Source organism: Paenibacillus solani, from assembly GCF_050475945.1.
GTDB lineage: Bacteria > Bacillota > Bacilli > Paenibacillales > Paenibacillaceae > Paenibacillus_AQ > Paenibacillus_AQ solani_A.
In genome coordinates this window covers 281454-298675 of sequence record NZ_JBCMXJ010000017.1, presented here as the reverse complement: position 1 = coordinate 298675, position 17222 = coordinate 281454, and the positions used below count along the sequence as shown (strand labels likewise).

Genomic DNA, 17222 nt, shown 5'->3' with positions numbered 1-17222 from the left:
GCCAGAGCGAAGGAGTGGAAGAACGGGAGAACAAGTTAATTAAACACCTGCCTGTCTCATCCTCCATCCATGGCCTTGCACTGCTTTCGGTATGCCGAAGGGGTCAGGCCATGATATTTTTTAAATGTTTTGCTGAAATGGACATAGTCCGAAAAGCCGACACGGTAGGCCGTTTCCTGAGCCGAAAGCTCTGACTCCGCAAGCAATTCCTTCGCTTTTTCCATGCGGACCTGCACCAGATATTTCACGAAATTCATATTCGTTTCATTCTTGAAGGTACGGCTTAAATACGTAACTGACATCCCGACCGAATCGGCCACCTCCTGCAGCGACAAATCCTCCATCGCATAATTCTCTTCAATGTACCGTTTGGCTTTCTGGATATTATGATGCGATCCTAGATTGCGGGAACCCTTAATTAACGCAAGCAAATCCTTGATCTTATCCTCTACTTGGCTGCCGCAGACAACGGGATCATCTTCCAGAAGCCATTCGTCCTCGCCGATCTTTACCGCAAGAGTTAAACCGCGTTCGTCAAGCGCAGAGAGCAAATCCTGAATCAGCATCCGAACGTACCGTGATAGGCTGACTTCCGCCGGTCCCTTCGTTTCAAAAAGAGTCATGATCTCACGGGCTTGCTCTAGGGCCTCCTGTTCATTCGCAGACCATAACAGTTCAGCCAGTCTGGCTTTATGGTGCTGCTGGACAAGCGTCCATTCCGTTTGCCTGGAGAATTTCGCCCGCCGATTATCCAGATCCCTGCACGCTTGCTCCAGTGTCATCTGAAACTGATCAGGGTCGATGGGCTTCAGCAGAAAATCCGAAACGCCATAGCGGATCGCTTGACGAGCAAACTCGAAGTTATCATGACCCGAGAGGATAATGAAATGCATATGCGAATGAGATTCCCTAACACGTCTGATAAATTCCAGTCCATCCATTTCGGGCATGCAGATATCGGTCACGATAATGTCAGGCCGGCTGCTCTCCAGCAGTTGAAGAGCTTCAACCCCGTCTTCGGCTTCTCCTGTGACCTCCACCTGAAGACCGGATCTTTCGACAAGCTTGCGTAAGCTAAAATGAATGGCATATTCATCATCAATCATCATTAACCGATACATAGCGTTCCTCCTCGCTCGTTTTATACGGCAGTCTGATTTCAAACTGGGTGCCTTCTCCTGGAATAGATTCCATGAGGTACAGGCCATATTCAGCTCCGAAGGTCAGCTGAAGTCTCTGGTGTACATTCAGAAGACCAATGCCTCCCGAGGTTTCTTTTCCATCACCCCGCAGTAGCCCTTTCTCCGAATGCTCTTGATATTGCAGGATTTCTCTGATATTCCGCACTGTATCTGCGCTCATGCCAACCCCTTTATCCTGAATCACGATCGCATAATAGTCTGCCTCCGCGCTAGCCCCGATCCGAACATAACGCGGCTTCTTGCCTCGGTATCCATGTATGAATACATTCTCTACGATCGGCTGCAGCGTGAGTCTGACGGCCATTACACGATCCCAATCTTGCTCTTTCACATCCATGTCGATCTGGAGTTTGCGGAAACGGGCACTTTGCAGATCAAGATAATATCGGATATGCGTCATCTCTTCCCGGAGTGGCACGACTGATCCGGCATGACCAATGTTGTAGCGGAACATATGTGCAAGCGCCCGGGTCATCCGGCTGATCTCCATATGATCATCCGCGATGGCATATGAATTAATAATCTCCAGCGAATTGTACAAGAAATGTGGATTAATATGGGACTGCATGGAGCGGAGCTCTGATTCCTTTTGCTTGATCATGAGATCGCGTTCCTTCAGCTGGGAATCATGGACTTCCCGGATCAATCGCTTCAGTTCTCCCGTCATGCTGTAAAAGCTGTGAAATACGGCAGTCATCTCAGGATTACGGAACCTGCCTAATTTGATAGGAAGAACAAAGTCACCTCGCTCGACACGGGCCATTAACTTCTGCAGCATGGACAGCTGTCTGGTCAAGGAAAAAGAAAAACCACCCACAAGGGACAAAGCAATGATGATCAGCACGGCAGCGGCGGCTAGTGAGTAATTACGCAGCGTGATCAGCCCGCCGATAAGATTGTTCAGCGGCAGATCGGCAACAACCGTCCAGCCGGTAATTTGCGACTTTTCATGCAGAACCATTTTTTCGGTGTTGGACGTTGTGTCTTGATGCCGGAAGAAGGTGCTGTCCTCTTTCTGAATACGCGTAAATAGCTCATGCTCGACAACAGACCCGATTTGATTTGGATTCGGATGGTAGATGACCTGCCCGTCCTTGCCCATGATCCAGACATCAAAGCCACCCAGTGAATCGTTAGTGCAGATGGCCCCGATTTGCTTCAGATTGAGATCGATAATCAATAAGCCTTTGTAGAGGAAGGTGGAATTATCGTATAGTTTTCGGGCTACAGTTAGGGACGGTGTATTGCCAACCCGGCTGAGGCCGACGATCTGAAAGTCACTGTATTGATCCAGCCGCTCCTGGAAGGATCGGTTGCGCTTACGAATTTCCCGCATATCCAGCAGTGAGGAAGCGCTTTCGTAATCGGTGATCTGTCTGTTGTTCTCGGCTACAAGCGAGATGCCAATGATATCGGATCTGCCATAGATCATCTGAGCAAACAAATCATCTTCCACTTTTTTGGATAGCTGGAAGTAAGCATAGGGAGTAAGCTGAGTTGCAGAGAGAAACTGCTGGATCTGCGGGTTATGAATAAAGGGATAGGTTGAATTTTCGAGATTGGATAGATAGGAGTCGAGCGACACGTTGGTTTGCTCAATGATACGCTTGTTGGCGCCCGCAGCAAATTGTTCAATCGCTTTGGTCGATGATAGGTACCAGAAGCTGCCCAGCAGAAAGAAAGGAAAGCCAATGAACAGGATGATCAGAACGAATAAACGTTGGTTAATGGTCAAGTGACCTGAAGGGATTCCTTGGATATTCATCATGCTTCCGCCTTCCTGGCATTGAAGTAGGGAATGTAAGGACATTGTAGCAAAAAAACACAAGTTGTAAATAAAAAACCATGATGCTGCAGCAAGAAATCACAAGTGAGTCAAGAAAGCACATGGGCGCTTTTGGCATTATCAACTACAATCGCATTAATCCATTTAAATTGAATCAGGGGGCGAGACTTCGTGAAAAAAAGAAAAGGCTTTCACGGTTGGTTAGCGGCATTATTATTCATATCCATCGTGGCCAGCGGCTGCGGCAATGCTAGTGAGGGAAAAGGTGGAACCGCTTCCTCGGGGGCGGGCGACGGCGGTGACAACGGTAAGAAAGTGGAAATTCTGCTTGGATACTATTCCAGTGACAGCTCCGATACGAAGATGAAGGAGCTGATTGAGCAGTTTGAGAAGCAGCACCCGAACATTAAGGTTAAGACTCAAAGTGCTCCGTATGGCCAGTTCTATCAAAAGCTGGATACGCAGATTGCAGCCGGTCAGGCACCGGACGTATGGCTTTCTGACGGTGTGTACGTAATGAAATACGCCCAGCGCGGGGCAGCCAAGGATCTGACCGATTGGATTGAAAGTGACCTGAAGGCGGATGAGTATTACGGGCTTGATTTCAATAAAGACGCAGACGGACGTTATTGGGGGGTACCTCAAGGAATTCAGGTCGGTGTTCTGTTCTACAACAAGGACATGTTTGATAAAGCTGGCGTAGACTATCCTTCGGATGAATGGACATGGGAAGACCTGAAAGCTACAGCTGCGAAGCTGACGGTAGATGCGAGTGGAAAAACGGCAGAGGACAGCGGGTTTGACGCTGCCAGTGTCAATCAGTTCGGGCTCACATTCTTTAGCATCACTGAAGGCTGGTTCTCTGTCATGAAATCTTATGGGGGCGGCGTTCTTGATGAAAAGGCGGAAAATTCGATCGTCAATACGCCCGAGAACAAGCAGGCGTTTGAATGGATGGTTGATGGCATGCAGCGGGGCATCATTACGGACCCGGTTGACCTGAAGAGCTTCCAGAGCAATACCGCTGTGTTCCCAAGCGGCTCGGCTGCCATGCGGATTGGGATCTATGCCCGTGTGCAGGCAGCGAATGAAGCCGGCCTGAATTATGATGTGACGATGCTGCCGAAGGGACCTGACGGCAAACGCGTCTCCCCGGTTATTGCCAACTCGTGGGTGATTAATCAGAAGTCGAATGATGAGAAAGCAAAAGCCGCTTGGGAATGGATTAAATACTGGGCTACGGAAGATGACGTACAGAAGCAATGGACCGAGCTTGGTGAGGCGGTGCCTGTGAAGAAATCGGTAGCACAATCTGAAGTGTTCCTCAAAGCGGGGGAGAAGCCAGCGAACCGCCAGGCCTTCCTGGATAGTCTGGAGTTTGCACAGACGCTCGATAATAATGCGGTTTGGGAAGAGTGGGTAGGCAAATTCAACGAGAATGCAGAGCGTGCGTTCCTGGGCGATGCAACCATTGATCAGGCGCTAAGCGATGCAGATGCAGCCGTCCAATCGGTCCTCGATGATTTTTATAAAAAATAAAACAAGGGTGGAAGAAAGGCGGGAGTGAAATGGGCAATATGATAAACGACAATGCAGCACTCAAAGCCGATCCGATGCCGCACAAACGGCCCGCCCGAAAACGGAAATGGGATCACGAGGGGAGATGGGGGCTGCTTATGGCCTCCCCTTATCTCCTTCACTTTATTATTTTTGTGGCGGGACCACTCGCCGCATCGCTGTATTTCAGCTTTTCCGACTACGATATGCTGAATCCGCCCCAGTGGAGCGGATTGGATAATTTTCGGCGTATGGCCGGTGATTCGCTGTTCATGCGTTCCCTATGGAATACCTTGTATTTTGCAGTGCTGTTCGTACCTCTTCAGACCTTCCTGGCCCTCGTGCTGGCTGTTGCGTTAAACCAGCGTTTAAAAGGCCTTAAATGGTTTCGGATGGCTCATTTTATTCCGGTGATCTCCTCATGGACCGTTATCTTGTATGTTGCTGACGCCGTATTCAATCCACGCTTTGGCTTGGCGAATACGCTGCTAGCGAAGCTGGGGTTCGCAGGGCAAGGCTGGCTGCAGGATCCGAAGCTGGCCATCCCGCTGCTCGTCTTCATCGCGGTATGGAAAGGGATCGGTTATATCATGGTCATTTATCTGGCGGGACTTCAGAGCGTCCCCGGGGATTTGTATGAAGCCGCGGAGATTGACGGAGCAGGAGCTATACGCAAATTCCGCAATATTACGGTTCCTTTGATTTCGCCGACGACATTCCTGGTGGTCATCATGAGTACGATCTCCACCTTCCAGGCATTTGAACAAATTTACGTGCTCACCGGTAGAGGGGATATCAGTTCGGCGGGTGGCCCGAATAACTCCAGTCTGGTCATGATGCTGTATTTATACCGTGAGGGTTTCACGTTTATGAGAATGGGTTATGCTTCCGCTATCGCTTGGGTGCTGTTCATGATTCTGTTCTTGTTGACGCTGGTACAGCTTAGGGCGCAGAAGAAATGGGTGCACTATGACTGATCCAGTGGTTAAGAAGGAATTGCAGCTTGTAAAGCGCCGGACAAAAGGAGGAATCTGACATGAGAAGAAGGCTGCTGGGCAAAAGCATCGGATATGTGCTGATCGGAATCAGCTCACTCATTATGATTGTGCCGTTCTTGTCGGCATTCATGAACTCTTTAAAAACATATAAGGAATATACAACGGTGCCGCCCCGCTGGATTCCCGAGGTATTTCAGTGGGCCAATTATGCTGAGGTATTCAAGCTAGGGAATATCGGAGGGTATACACTGAACAGTATTTTCGTAGCCGTCTTGTCTGTCATCGGCGCCTTGATCTCTTGCTCGATGGTTGGCTATGCATTTGCCAGGCTGCGTTTTCCGCTGAAAAGTACGTTGTTTGTGATGGTGCTGGGTACGATGATGATCCCGGCCGTCGTGATCATCATTCCGCACTTTATCATTTTTAATAAGCTGAACATGCTGGATACCCTCACGCCGCTCTGGATCATTGAATGGCTCGCTCAACCGTTCGGGATATTCCTCATGCGGCAGGCTTTCATGAATATTCCTAAGGAATATGAGGAAGCGGCCAAGATGGAGGGCTGTAATCCATTTCAGATCTATTTGCGGATCTTCATTCCGATGGCCAGGCCTACACTGGCGACACTGGCGATCTTTACGTTCATGGGCAAGTGGAATGAAATTCTGACGCCTGTTATCTATTTGACTTCGAATGAGAAGTATACGCTGCCGATCGGTATCCTCTCTTTATCCGGACAATGGACCGGTAATGAGCAGCTGATGATTGCGGCAGCACTGGTCAGTCTTGTTCCAATCCTGCTGGTGTTCCTGTTCGCAGAAAAGTATTTTGTGCAAAACCACAATATGGCCGGAATCAAGTAATGGACATTTATCAGCAAAGTGAGACATGCTGTGATCCAAGGAAAGGATGTAAGACAAGATGAAGTTAGCTGCATTCAGTGGATCTTTAATTGATTACAGCATCCACGAAGCGATGGGAATCTGCGCGGAGCTCGGGTTTAATGGCATCGAGATTGCGTGTCGAGAGCCGCATTTAAGCCCGGAGACCTCACTTCCGCGTGTGCGCGAGATGAAGACGATTGCGGATGGGTACGGTCTTTCGATTCCTGCATTGGCAGGGTATATGGGGCATTTCTCAACAAGTGGAGACGAGGATTGCGCCGTGGCCTATGATCAGTTTATGGGTTTGCTGGAGCGGGCAGTCATGTTGAACTCAGAGATGCTGCGCATCTTTCAGGGAGGGCCGAACGCCTTCCTGGCAGAGGACTATCATTATGCCAAGGCCGCTCACTGGATTCAAAAATGTGCGGAGGAGGCCCGGGCTGCAGGAAAGCGGATTGTACTGGAGATTCATAACCAGAGTCTGGTGGAAACGACGGACAGCGCCCTTCGTTTGCTGGATTTAATCGGTGAGGATCATGTCGGTGTGATTCATGATGCAGGCAATATGTATATCACGGACACGGACTATGGGGAAGAGTCTGTTCGGCAGCTTGGAAGCCGGTTGTTTCATGTGCATATCAAGGATGAACAGCGGATCGGGCAGGTGGGTGAGCCCGGAACCTTCAAGAATTTGACTCGTCATGGAGAAGAGTTCTTTCTGCAATGCCGCCTTGGTGAAGGAGAGGTGGACCATAGCGGGCTGCTTAGAGGACTTCGACAGCAGCAGTATCAGGGCTGGTTGACGCTGGAATGCGCGGCTCCCTATCCGCCGAAGGAACGCCTCGCTTACGATCTGCTGGTTATTAAGAAATGGCTGCAGGAAGCGGAGGTGCCAGAATGATCGGGATCGGGCAGGGACGGAAATTTGGAATTATCGGCTGCCAGCATGCTCACATCGGCATATTCATTGAGGAGATGCAGGCACTGGGTTACGAATGTGCAGGGGTATACGAACCAGAGAATAAGCGGTTAGCTCGTTCACTCGCCGACCGTTATGATTTGGAACTCATCAAGGATCGGGAATGCTTGCTGAACGATGAACAGGTGGCTGTAATTGGGTGTGCGGCGATTAATAATGAGAAGATGGATGTTATCGAGCTGTGCGAACAGCACAGCAAGCCCATCATGATTGACAAGCCTGCGGTAACGGATCGGGCTGGGCTTCTCCGGCTGCGAGGGGTTATGGAGCGGGGAAGAATCGAGGTAGGCATGATGCTGACTGAACGTTTTCGTCCTTCCCTTCATACGGTTCAACAGTTGATCGAATCCGGAGAATTGGGCGACATTGTTCATATTGCGATGCGTAAGCCGCATCGGCTGAATCCGGATACCCGCCCGGCCTGGCATTTTGATAGAGTGCAATCCGGGGGGATCCTGAATGACCTCCTCGTTCATGATTTCGATCTGCTGAGATGGCTGACAAGGCGGGAAGTGAAATCAGTATCCAGTTATATGGCGAAGCATATTTTGCCTGAATACCCGACCTTCTATGATACTGCCGGTGTGCAGGTCATCATGAACGGGGGAATAACGGCACAGCTCTACGCGGACTGGCATACACCTGCAGGAAGCTGGACTTGGGGAGATGGCCGGATATTCATTACGGGAACGCTTGGTATTGCGGAAATTCGGCTGGAAGGCGATCCCTTACTATCGAGCGATGAGGTTCTGCTTGTTATCAATGAACAGGAGCTTCGTTCGATGCCTTTGGCATCCCCCCCATTTTCACTCGCCCAGGATTTCCTGAGCAGGATTGAGGGAGAAGATTGCATGATTTCGTTTGACGATATTTATAAAGCTTCGGAGGCCACGGTAAAGGCCGATGAAGGGGCACAGATTCTCTTGCGGGAGTAAAAAGGTGGATAAGAGCATACAGCAAACAATGCATAGGGGAGGCGTGAAGAACATGACGGAGAAACAGCTGTCGGTCCGGTTCGGAATCATCGGCTGCGGAATTATTGCGAACATTCATGCACAAGGTATCTCGAATACGGAGGAGGCAGAACTTGTCGCTGTATTCGATCCGAAACGCGAAGCGGCGGCCAAGCTGACTGAAACGTACGGAGGCGACATTTGCAGCACGATGGAAGAACTGCTGGCACGCGAGGATGTGGAAGTGGTCTGTATCTGCACACCGAGTGGTATGCATGGAGAGCAGACAGCGATGGTTGCCCGGGCGGGCAAGCATGTGCTGGTGGAGAAACCGATGGCGATCCGGCTTGAAGATGTCGAGCGTATGATTGAAGTCTGTGCTGAGAACGGCGTGCTGCTTGCCACCGTCTTTCCGCGGCGCATGTCCCCACAGGCCAAGTTTGCCCGGCAGGTCATTCAGGAAGGGCGGCTGGGAAAGCTTAGCTTATGTTCGGCGTATGTCATGCTGTACCGGGATCAAGCCTATTATGACAGTGCTGGCTGGCGCGGGACTTGGGAGATGGATGGCGGCGGCGCAATGATGAACCAGGGAATTCACACCGTGGATATGCTGCAATGGCTTGTTGGACCCGTCGCCTCCTTGTCGGCGAAGGCCAAAGCCGTGCTGCGCGACATCGAAGTTGAAGACACGGTAATCGCTGCGCTTGAATTCGTAAACGGAGCGCTCGGCGTTCTTGAGATCACGACCACAGCTTGTGACGGGAAGGGGCAGCGCCTGGTCATCCACGGGGATAAAGGCGTGCTCATTATTGAAGAAGATACCATCGTATCCCTTGAAATCGATGGCGTGCAAGTCGAGCTGCCAGAATTCGAACCGTTTAAAGTGATCCCGGACGGTCACCGACTGCAGATCCGGGATATGGCACTTGCCGTGCGAGAAGGCCGCAGGCCTGTGATTACCGGGGAGGAAGGCAGACATTCACTGGAGATTATTCTTGGTACTTATGAGGCTTCGAGGCAGCGCCAAGAAATCGAACTGCAAACGGGAACAGCAGTATCCTAGAATATGGAGGTGAGCCTATCATGTCCGGCCACAGCTTGAAGCCTGTTCTTGAAGAGGTGCAGGATAAACTGAAGATTCGCGTCCATGCTGGGCGTGAAGCAATGGGAAAGGCGGCAGCCGCTGATATTTGCGCAGCGATGCAGCGCCTTCTGGCTGCGAAGGAGCGGATTCGCATCGTGTTTGCAGCCGCCCCGTCGCAGAATGAATGCCTGGCGGCACTGGTTCAAACGGAAGGATTGGACTGGAGCCGGGTAACGGCTTTTCATATGGATGAATACATCGGCCTGCCCTCGTCGGCGCCGCAGCGGTTCGGGAACTTCTTATCCCAGCGGTTGTTTGATCAGGTATCCCCTGGCGAGGTGCATCTGATCGATGGCATGAATGATCCTGAAGCAGAATGTGATCGATACAGCCGCTTAATCACGGCTGCGCCGATTGATATGGTCGTCCTCGGTATTGGTGAGAATGGGCATATTGCCTTTAATGATCCGCCTGTTGCCGATTTTACCGATCCGTTATGGGTGAAGCAGGTCAAGTTGGATGAGGCCTGCCGCCTTCAGCAGGTGAATGACGGCTGCTTTGCGAGTCTGGAGGAGGTTCCGGAATATGCACTAACCCTCACGATTCCAGCTCTAATGTCGGGGACCCATTTGTTCTGCATCGTTCCGGGCGCAAGCAAGCGGTCAGCCGTGCAGAAAACGCTGTATGGTGATATAAGCGAGGCCTGCCCTGCAAGTATCCTTAGGCGGCATCCGGATTGCACGCTGTACGTGGATCAGGAATCTTACGGGGAGATCAGGAATGAATAGCCAAGAAAGGGTTCGTGCAGGGCGGCATTATGTTACAGGTGAGTGGACTCAGCTCGCATGGAATCCTGACGGGGAAATAGAGCGAGTAGTTCCTGGACATGGCGATGGTGAGACATGGATCGCTCCAGGATTAATCGATCTTCAGATTAATGGAGGCTACGGCCATGATTTCAATTCGCTGCCCCTTACTGTCGATACGGTAATCCAGGCAACAAGGCGTTTATGGGAAAAAGGCGTAACCCTGTACTATCCCACTGTTATTACGAACGGCGATGAAGAGATAGAACAATTATTGCGTGTTATTGACGCGGCTTGCCGGGAGGATGAGCGGGTCGGTTCAACTATAGGTGGGATTCATCTGGAGGGCCCTTTTATTTCTCCGGAGGAAGGGCCGAAGGGAGCGCATGATTCGCGGTACATCAAGGCACCGGATTGGGAGCTGTTCATGAGATGGCAGGCAGCATCGGGAAACCGGATCTGGATCGTGACCTTGTCGCCGGAGTGGCCGGAAGCAGCGGGATTCATCCGAGCGTGTGCAGAGGCGGGAATCGTTGCATCGATCGGCCATACCGCTGCCACGCCTGAGCAAATCAGGGAAGCCGTAGCCGCTGGAGCTACCATGTCCACGCATCTTGGCAATGGGGCACATCTGACGCTACCGCGCCATCCGAATTATATATGGGAGCAGCTTGCGCATGATGAGCTGTGGGCAGGGATGATCGCGGACGGAAATCATCTGCCAGATTCGGTCATCAAGGTGATCCTTCGCGCCAAGTTGTCCAAGTCGCTGCTCGTCAGCGATGCTGTATATTTAAGTGGAATGCCGCCGGGAGAGTACGAAACTCATATCGGCGGGAATGTCGTCCTAACGCCCGAAGGCAGATTGCATCTTGCCCGGAAGCCTGAACTGCTGGCCGGTTCGGCCATGATGCTTGTCGATGCGGTATGTCGATTAGCGGAATCAGGACTATGCTCATTCGCCGATGCCTGGGAGATGGCTTCTACACTTCCGGCGCAGGCGATGGGGCAAGCGGACCGATATGGGCTGAAGCGAGGCGCCCAAGCCGACTTTGTGCTGGTAGAGAAGCGCAAGGGGAGGCTTCGCATTTTGGAGACCGTCAAGGGTGGACATTCGGTATACCGGATGGAGCGGTAGATGCTAGAAATATCAATCATCCATCGATATCCTTAGTATCTCGTGGAAGAGGATTAGCAGTTCAAGCAGGGCACAATCTGGCAAACCAGTCTATTCGGAAATTTTATAGTAAACGAAAAATATCCCTTCTTGAATTTCAAGAAGGGATATTTGCATTATCATGCTATGAGAAGTCTGGATCTAAACGCGCGGCTTTATTTCTTTTTGATAAAACTCATATAATCGATCTACGGAAGAACTAGATAAGATATGACTGACCCGTTCAATTTTCTCGCGTTCCCAATCGAACCAGCGCATTTCCTTTAACTTTTCAATTTCTGCGTCCGTAAAGCGTTTTTTTATCACTTTAGCAGGGTTACCGCCCACGATCGTATATGGTGGTACATCTTTGGCAACAACCGAACCAGCCGCTACAATTGCGCCTTCACCTATGGTTACACCTGGCATAATCATGGCATTCATTCCAATCCAGGCATCACTTTCGATTACGGTATCACCTTTTGGTGCGTAGGAAGTTTCAATCTGATCTGCAAACGGGTACACGGTTATCCATTCCGAATGATGATTATGATTTCCACCCATTAAAATAATAACGCCACTTGCAATACATACGTAATTTCCAATAATCAATTTATCTATATGCCAACCATAATCTTCAATGGGGTTAAACAACTGTCTGGATTTTTCATCTCCCCACAGGTATCTAACACAACCATCTTCAAAATCATGATGATCGTAATAACCGGAATAGTAAGAGTAATCTCCTACTGTAATCATTGGGTTAGTGACAATATCCTTTAAATACTTAATTTCTGACCAGTGTTCGAACCTATGCTGTTTCATTTTCTATTTCCTCGCTTCTAAGTAGAATATATGATTTTTACTTAGAAGCTTAATACAGTTGCGACATTCTTAAACCTTATCAAACGACGAACCATCGTCCTCATCCTTTTCCTATGTGTTGGTGAGATTGTAACAAAAGAATGATCTTATCGTCAAACTTACGATACACACGCTCCTTATATAAATAGATTCTTTGAAAATATAGCTCTACCTATGTCAGTTATCGGGGAAGGGAAGTATAACCGGTGAAACAATCGCCACCCGCTGGTTTGATTATCGAAAACCTACGATATATCGTTGTTATCCGAAAATGTAGCTGTTCTTGTTTTGTTATCCCAGTTGACTTTAACACCCAGCACTTCGGCAAGCTGCCTGACGGGTAAGAACGTTACACCATTTTTAATCATAGGCACGGCATTTTCCAAAGCTACTTTCTTGCCGTCAACTTGCATCTCCGATTGTCCGATAAACAAGATAATCGTTTGATTGCCCTTTTCCAGCACAATCTTTTGTTCGCTCGGTTTCCAAGTCACTTCAAACCCGAATCCATCGGCAAGAGCTCTTAACGGGATCATCGTCCGTCCATTCTCAATAAATGGCTCGGCTCCGCTTCCAAATATGGTTTGCAGATATTTCCCATTCACAAGAACCAAGACGCGATTTTTCTTAGCTTCTGCGCAAGTGGGGATATCCTGTTGTTCTCTTTTTCCGTCCACCACCAAACCTATATTGCTAGAGTCGCCTTCACGGCTTGTATAGCAGGAAGGGGTTGGTTCTGTGTCTGACCAAAAGAAGTTCTCGGCAGCATACGTTAGATTACCGGATATCAGGATAAATAGCAAACTCGCAGCTGTGATAAATTTCCACTTTGTTCTAAACAAGATATCATCTCCAATTATTTATTAACATTTGACTTCTGAAGTTTCAAGCCATAAGTCTCATTGAGCGCATCCAGGTTCTTTTGTGGAAGTTCATTGATGTAACCTTGCGGTACCGTTATTCCCTTTTCAATATGTTTCTTAATACGGACTTCGATTTCCTCTAGGGTTAGTTTCTTCGGCGTGTAGCTATCTTTGGGCTGTGCTGTTACCCTCTTACCATCGTTATCAAACGATACAACGGTTCCGTCGGGATTAGTGACTGTGACATTAGCGCCCTGAAATTCCTTTGTAAGAGGTACGACTGATCCGGCGGCATAAGCAGCCGCACCGCCGCTTCCAATCATCAACATCGTAGCAATAAGGGACAGCGTGATCATGGACTTATTCGTTTTCTTTACATTCATGAGATTTAGTAGTCTCCTTTTCATGTATTTCTTGGGATTGCATAAACTGCTGGTACAGACGACATTCTTTTGCATAACGCCATACTCCAGCATGGATAGAAGGGTCTCTCCGTAGACTTTCCGGTCTTCCATATTCATTTTCTGAACGACCTTCTCGTCGCAAGAGAGTTCACAAAGTGCATTTAGCTGTTTATTGAGTGAATAAACCGCCGGATTAAACCAATGAACCGCATTTGCTATAAGAACCAGCAGCTTTACAAGGAGATCGCCACGCTTTATATGAACGAGTTCGTGAGACAGGATCATGGCAAGCTCTTTCTCTCCAAATGGAGTGTCTGGCAATACAACCATCGGTTTCCACAAGCCCATAGCCATGGGCGTTGTCGCATGGGCACTTACAATGACCTTAACAGGATAATGTACGGTATCATATACCCAGCTATCTTGCAGGATCATTCGTTTAAATGTCCGATATTTATGGAGATTCACGAGTAGAAAAACAGTGGCTCCGACGGCCCAAATGATAGACGCGATCAGTGCAAATTCCTTTAAGTTCTCCAACCGTAACAGATAGTCAAACAATTGCTTCATAAATAACGAGCTGTTTGTTCCTGTTTGTTCTATTGGAGTGACATAATGTGGGGATTCTGAAATCACTCCTGATTCCAGACCTGACCTTGTAGTAGGTAACACGGAACGTATAAAAGGGGCAAGTCTGTTGATGATCTCTGATCCACCAAGAAGAAAGAACACGGGAATCAGGACGGTATAATAATGCCAAGTCGGAGAGAACCATTTCTGGGTGGCGGACTTTGTACCGCTCTGTATCATCCAGATGAATGTACCTACGACTGACGAAGTGATAAGAGACAAGACTAAAGCTATCATCATTCTTTACCATCCTTACGTGCAAACCACTCTTTTAACTCTGCTATGTCATCTTGGTTAAGCTCATCGTCTTCAACCAGAGCAGCAATAAAATTCTTGGCTTTCCCATTGTATAGGCGGCTAAGAAAAGACTGGGTTTCGTACTTCTTGTACTCACTTAGCGTTAAAGTAGGAGTGTAATAATTCGTTTTGCCGCTCATGGATTTTGTTAAGAAGCCTTTTTCAATCAGCCGTTTCAAGATCGTCGATAAGGTTGACGTTTTCCAGTCCTTAGCTTTGAAAATCTCCATAAGACGGTTGACGGTAACGGATGTTGTTTCTAACTTCCAGATCACCTCCATAATCTCTATTTCTGTTTCGGACAATCTTCCTAGGTTTTTCATTGAGTGCGCACCTCTAATCGTTACTGCGACAACTTGTCGTAATGAGAATATACGACAAGTTGTCGCAGTTGTCAATAATTGTTATTCATTTATTTTTTGTATTTTAAGAAGTATTTTCAGAAGGGTTCGGCCGGAGAATCCATCCCTAATCGTATTTTGCTAACATCTCCGTCAGAATTTCCTTCATACGATCCACCATCTCACGGGGTTCCCTGACAGTTGCTTCGTTTCCTAAGCCGATAAAAAATTTAGCGAAATACATCATCTCGCCGGCGGGAACGCTCTGATCGAGCCGTCCGCTTCCATCGGGCTGAATATCAATATGGGGCACTGGCCATAACTCCGATTCACAGCGCTGAACACCTTCCCGGCTCAGATCAACGACCATTCGTATAGAGGCTGATAACTCCTCGCCGTATTCCCTCCAATTGCCCAGATGGATATGGCGGTGATCCCGCGGTTTGATTCCGGTTGTATCATACGCCGCAGACTGCATGCGGTCACAACGGAACAGGCGAAAGCCATCGCGCAGAAAACAATATGCGGCACAATACCAGAAACCGTTGCTTGCATAGACACCGACAGGTTGGATCCTCCGCTCCGCGCAGCCATCTATGGTTTCGTATTCTATCGTAACGACTCGCTGCTCAACAGCAGCATCCAGGAGAATCTCAAGGTATTCGGCTTTTTGCTGTCTGGTGTGCGTATGAAAATCCACCCGGTTCTTCATCTGATCAATCCGGTCACGGACATCACCTGGCATGTAATAATAAAATTTTTGAAGTGCGGTAGATGACTCAGCTTCAAAGGGAAGAAATAGATAGTGACGCAGGGCATGGCTGGCAAAAAACATGGCGACCGCTTCTTCCTCGCTAAAAGCGATTGGCGGGAGAATTCGTTCCTTCAGTACCTGATATCCGCCATGCGGTCCTACCTCGGAATAGAGTGGGACCCCCAGCTCACTTAGCTCCTGCAGGTCCCTTAGAATCGTGCGAGGGGATACGCCGAACTGATCGGCCAGTTCTCTTACGGTAAATTTTCGCATTCGGTTAACGGTCATCATCAGCTCGATGAGACGTTTGGATTTGGACATAGAATCAGCTCCGAATCGTTTGATGACTATGACAATAGTTGTCACTATTATACGTTATACTGACCTTAGAACCCAGAAACACCTTATAACTGGAAATGGAGTGATGGATGTGAGTCAATTGAAGGAAATGAAGCAGCTATTGTTCGAGGAGCTGGAGCTTATCGTTAGGACCAGTACAAATCTGATCGGCAAAATTTCGGCAGAGCATTGGGATTATAGACCAGCCCACAATATGAGGTCGCTTCAGGAGCTGGTGCACCATCTGGTTTCGGTGCCGGAAACGGACCTACTGATTCTGCAAGAGAAAAGCGAAGCAGAGATCCGCGAGGTGGAGGCGAACATTGCCGCAGACGGCGTGGACAAGGACAAGTTGACTGCTTCGATGACAACAGGGCTTGCGGCTCTTAAATCTTACATGAGCGATCTTACGGATGAAGAGTTTATGCACAAAAAGACAAAGCCCTTCTACCTGGAGCACGGTTCAACGCAAGCCAAGTGGCTGATCGAAATCGTCACGCATGCCCAACATCATCGGGCGCAATTATTCAATTACCTGAAAGCCCAGGGCTATGAAGTGAATATGTTTGATTTATATTAAGGGGAACCCTAATATTTCCCGAGTAATAAATTTAAGGAGAATTAGAGATGCTGAATATGTTCTTGACATCTTCATTTAAGGATGTTGTTGATCTTTTTAGGGATTTCGTTGGCGAGGACCTGAAAGGGAAGAGTGTAACATTTATTCCGACTGCGAGTATATCCGAAGAAATCAAACATTATATATGTGCAGCAATAGAAGCTTTTGAAAAGTTGGGAGTCGTCGTTGATGAGCTTGATATTTCAACAGCACGGCTGGAGGAGATCAAAGAAAAGCTCGAACGAAATGACATTATTTATGTATCTGGTGGAAATACATTCTACTTGTTACAAGAGCTGCGGAGATCAGGAGCAGACAAGATCATAGCAGATCAAGTTATTTCGGGAAAATTGTATGTTGGAGAATCAGCGGGATCTATCATAACATCGCCTAATATAGAGTATGTTAAATTTATGGATGATATAGGTAAAGCGCCAGCATTGAAATCGTATGAGGGTTTAAACTTTATCGATTTTTATCCTGTTCCGCATTATAACAACGAACCTTTTAAAGATGCTGCTAATGATTTAATGGCTCACTATAATTCCCAATTAAAACTTGTGCCTATCTCCAATACACAAGTAATTCAAGTGGAGAATCATAATATAACTGTTCATTAAAAAATTCGATTCGATGATTGAAGGATGGCGCTCGCCATCCTTTTTTTATCTTTACCAAGGATATTAGCTTGAAACTGACGTTGCGT

Annotated in this window: 17 protein-coding genes; 10 read left to right on the top strand and 7 right to left on the bottom strand. The window is 48.3% G+C overall.

The window, feature by feature from the left end; translation table 11 throughout:
* Positions 1-56: 56 nt before the first annotated feature.
* Positions 57-1121 carry a response regulator transcription factor gene (locus ABEQ74_RS23195; protein WP_430124532.1) on the bottom strand — a complete coding sequence of 355 codons (1065 nt, stop codon included), beginning with the start codon at positions 1119-1121 and terminating at the stop codon, positions 57-59.
* The gene (locus ABEQ74_RS23190) at positions 1099-2970 is read right to left on the bottom strand and encodes a sensor histidine kinase (protein ID WP_430124531.1); all 1872 of its coding nucleotides are present in this window, start codon (positions 2968-2970) and stop codon (positions 1099-1101) included. The genes ABEQ74_RS23195 and ABEQ74_RS23190 overlap by 23 nt, the downstream gene beginning before the upstream one ends.
* 189 nt (positions 2971-3159) lie before the next feature.
* On the opposite strand from ABEQ74_RS23190, the gene ABEQ74_RS23185 reads away from it, so the two are divergent.
* Genes ABEQ74_RS23185 through ABEQ74_RS23150 form a run of 8 tightly spaced genes read left to right on the top strand, consistent with a single transcriptional unit; the run spans position 3160 to position 11387 of the window.
* Positions 3160-4527: an ABC transporter substrate-binding protein gene (locus ABEQ74_RS23185; protein WP_430124530.1), complete on the top strand. Its 1368-nt coding sequence runs from the start codon at positions 3160-3162 to the stop codon at positions 4525-4527.
* Positions 4528-4556: 29 nt separating this feature from the next.
* Entirely contained in the window at positions 4557-5522 is a 966-nt protein-coding gene (locus ABEQ74_RS23180; protein WP_430124529.1) for a carbohydrate ABC transporter permease, read from the top strand.
* Positions 5523-5581: 59 nt separating this feature from the next.
* Positions 5582-6406 carry a carbohydrate ABC transporter permease gene (locus ABEQ74_RS23175; RefSeq protein ID WP_430124528.1) on the top strand — a complete coding sequence of 275 codons (825 nt, stop codon included), beginning with the start codon at positions 5582-5584 and terminating at the stop codon, positions 6404-6406.
* A gap of 58 nt (positions 6407-6464) precedes the next feature.
* Positions 6465-7328: a sugar phosphate isomerase/epimerase family protein gene (locus ABEQ74_RS23170; RefSeq protein ID WP_430124527.1), complete on the top strand. Its 864-nt coding sequence runs from the start codon at positions 6465-6467 to the stop codon at positions 7326-7328.
* Complete coding sequence (locus ABEQ74_RS23165) at positions 7325-8341, top strand: Gfo/Idh/MocA family protein (protein WP_430124526.1); 1017 nt, start codon at positions 7325-7327, stop codon at positions 8339-8341. The genes ABEQ74_RS23170 and ABEQ74_RS23165 overlap by 4 nt, the downstream gene beginning before the upstream one ends.
* Before the next feature lie 52 nt (positions 8342-8393).
* Positions 8394-9422 (top strand): Gfo/Idh/MocA family protein, encoded by a 1029-nt coding sequence (locus tag ABEQ74_RS23160; protein ID WP_430124525.1) that lies wholly within the window; start codon positions 8394-8396, stop codon positions 9420-9422.
* 20 nt (positions 9423-9442) lie between these two features.
* Positions 9443-10231, top strand: coding sequence for a glucosamine-6-phosphate deaminase (locus ABEQ74_RS23155; protein ID WP_430124524.1), 789 nt, complete (start codon positions 9443-9445; stop codon positions 10229-10231).
* On the top strand, positions 10224-11387 hold the full coding sequence (locus tag ABEQ74_RS23150; protein ID WP_430124522.1) for an N-acetylglucosamine-6-phosphate deacetylase: 1164 nt from the start codon (positions 10224-10226) through the stop codon (positions 11385-11387). The genes ABEQ74_RS23155 and ABEQ74_RS23150 overlap by 8 nt, the downstream gene beginning before the upstream one ends.
* 180 nt (positions 11388-11567) lie before the next feature.
* Here the strand turns inward: ABEQ74_RS23150 and ABEQ74_RS23145 are convergent, their stop codons facing one another.
* From ABEQ74_RS23145 to ABEQ74_RS23125, 5 genes are all read right to left on the bottom strand, one after another.
* Positions 11568-12230, bottom strand: coding sequence for a CatB-related O-acetyltransferase (locus ABEQ74_RS23145; protein ID WP_430124521.1), 663 nt, complete (start codon positions 12228-12230; stop codon positions 11568-11570).
* 284 nt (positions 12231-12514) lie between these two features.
* Positions 12515-13111: a copper amine oxidase N-terminal domain-containing protein gene (locus ABEQ74_RS23140; protein ID WP_430124520.1), complete on the bottom strand. Its 597-nt coding sequence runs from the start codon at positions 13109-13111 to the stop codon at positions 12515-12517.
* Between the two features lie 14 nt (positions 13112-13125).
* A complete protein-coding gene (locus ABEQ74_RS23135) occupies positions 13126-14406 on the bottom strand; it encodes a M56 family metallopeptidase (protein ID WP_430124519.1) in 1281 nt (426 codons plus the stop codon).
* Positions 14403-14786, bottom strand: a complete 384-nt coding sequence (locus ABEQ74_RS23130) for a BlaI/MecI/CopY family transcriptional regulator (RefSeq protein WP_430124518.1) — start codon at positions 14784-14786, stop codon at positions 14403-14405. Before ABEQ74_RS23130 ends, ABEQ74_RS23135 begins: the two co-directional genes overlap by 4 nt.
* Positions 14787-14931: 145 nt before the next feature.
* The gene (locus tag ABEQ74_RS23125; protein ID WP_430124517.1) at positions 14932-15879 is read right to left on the bottom strand and encodes a helix-turn-helix transcriptional regulator; all 948 of its coding nucleotides are present in this window, start codon (positions 15877-15879) and stop codon (positions 14932-14934) included.
* Positions 15880-15988: 109 nt separating this feature from the next.
* Here ABEQ74_RS23125 and ABEQ74_RS23120 point away from each other — a divergent pair, with 109 nt between their 5' ends.
* Both ABEQ74_RS23120 and ABEQ74_RS23115 read left to right on the top strand, forming a co-directional pair.
* Entirely contained in the window at positions 15989-16477 is a 489-nt protein-coding gene (locus ABEQ74_RS23120; RefSeq protein WP_430124516.1) for a DinB family protein, read from the top strand.
* A gap of 47 nt (positions 16478-16524) precedes the next feature.
* Positions 16525-17136: a peptidase E gene (locus ABEQ74_RS23115; RefSeq protein ID WP_430124515.1), complete on the top strand. Its 612-nt coding sequence runs from the start codon at positions 16525-16527 to the stop codon at positions 17134-17136.
* Positions 17137-17222: the final 86 nt, after the last annotated feature.

Excerpts from the sequence above, each read along its gene's own strand:
- ABEQ74_RS23195 (WP_430124532.1), bottom strand. The coding sequence starts at position 1,121 with ATGTATCGGTTAATGATGATTGATGATGAATATGCCATTCATTTTAGC.
- ABEQ74_RS23190 (WP_430124531.1), bottom strand. The coding sequence starts at position 2,970 with ATGATGAATATCCAAGGAATCCCTTCAGGTCACTTGACCATTAACCAA.
- ABEQ74_RS23180 (WP_430124529.1), top strand. The coding sequence starts at position 4,557 with ATGGGCAATATGATAAACGACAATGCAGCACTCAAAGCCGATCCGATG.
- ABEQ74_RS23175 (WP_430124528.1), top strand. The coding sequence starts at position 5,582 with ATGAGAAGAAGGCTGCTGGGCAAAAGCATCGGATATGTGCTGATCGGA.
- ABEQ74_RS23170 (WP_430124527.1), top strand. The coding sequence starts at position 6,465 with ATGAAGTTAGCTGCATTCAGTGGATCTTTAATTGATTACAGCATCCAC.
- ABEQ74_RS23165 (WP_430124526.1), top strand. The coding sequence starts at position 7,325 with ATGATCGGGATCGGGCAGGGACGGAAATTTGGAATTATCGGCTGCCAG.
- ABEQ74_RS23160 (WP_430124525.1), top strand. The coding sequence starts at position 8,394 with ATGACGGAGAAACAGCTGTCGGTCCGGTTCGGAATCATCGGCTGCGGA.
- ABEQ74_RS23155 (WP_430124524.1), top strand. The coding sequence starts at position 9,443 with ATGTCCGGCCACAGCTTGAAGCCTGTTCTTGAAGAGGTGCAGGATAAA.
- ABEQ74_RS23150 (WP_430124522.1), top strand. The coding sequence starts at position 10,224 with ATGAATAGCCAAGAAAGGGTTCGTGCAGGGCGGCATTATGTTACAGGT.
- ABEQ74_RS23145 (WP_430124521.1), bottom strand. The coding sequence starts at position 12,230 with ATGAAACAGCATAGGTTCGAACACTGGTCAGAAATTAAGTATTTAAAG.
- ABEQ74_RS23135 (WP_430124519.1), bottom strand. The coding sequence starts at position 14,406 with ATGATGATAGCTTTAGTCTTGTCTCTTATCACTTCGTCAGTCGTAGGT.
- ABEQ74_RS23130 (WP_430124518.1), bottom strand. The coding sequence starts at position 14,786 with ATGAAAAACCTAGGAAGATTGTCCGAAACAGAAATAGAGATTATGGAG.
- ABEQ74_RS23125 (WP_430124517.1), bottom strand. The coding sequence starts at position 15,879 with ATGTCCAAATCCAAACGTCTCATCGAGCTGATGATGACCGTTAACCGA.
- ABEQ74_RS23115 (WP_430124515.1), top strand. The coding sequence starts at position 16,525 with ATGCTGAATATGTTCTTGACATCTTCATTTAAGGATGTTGTTGATCTT.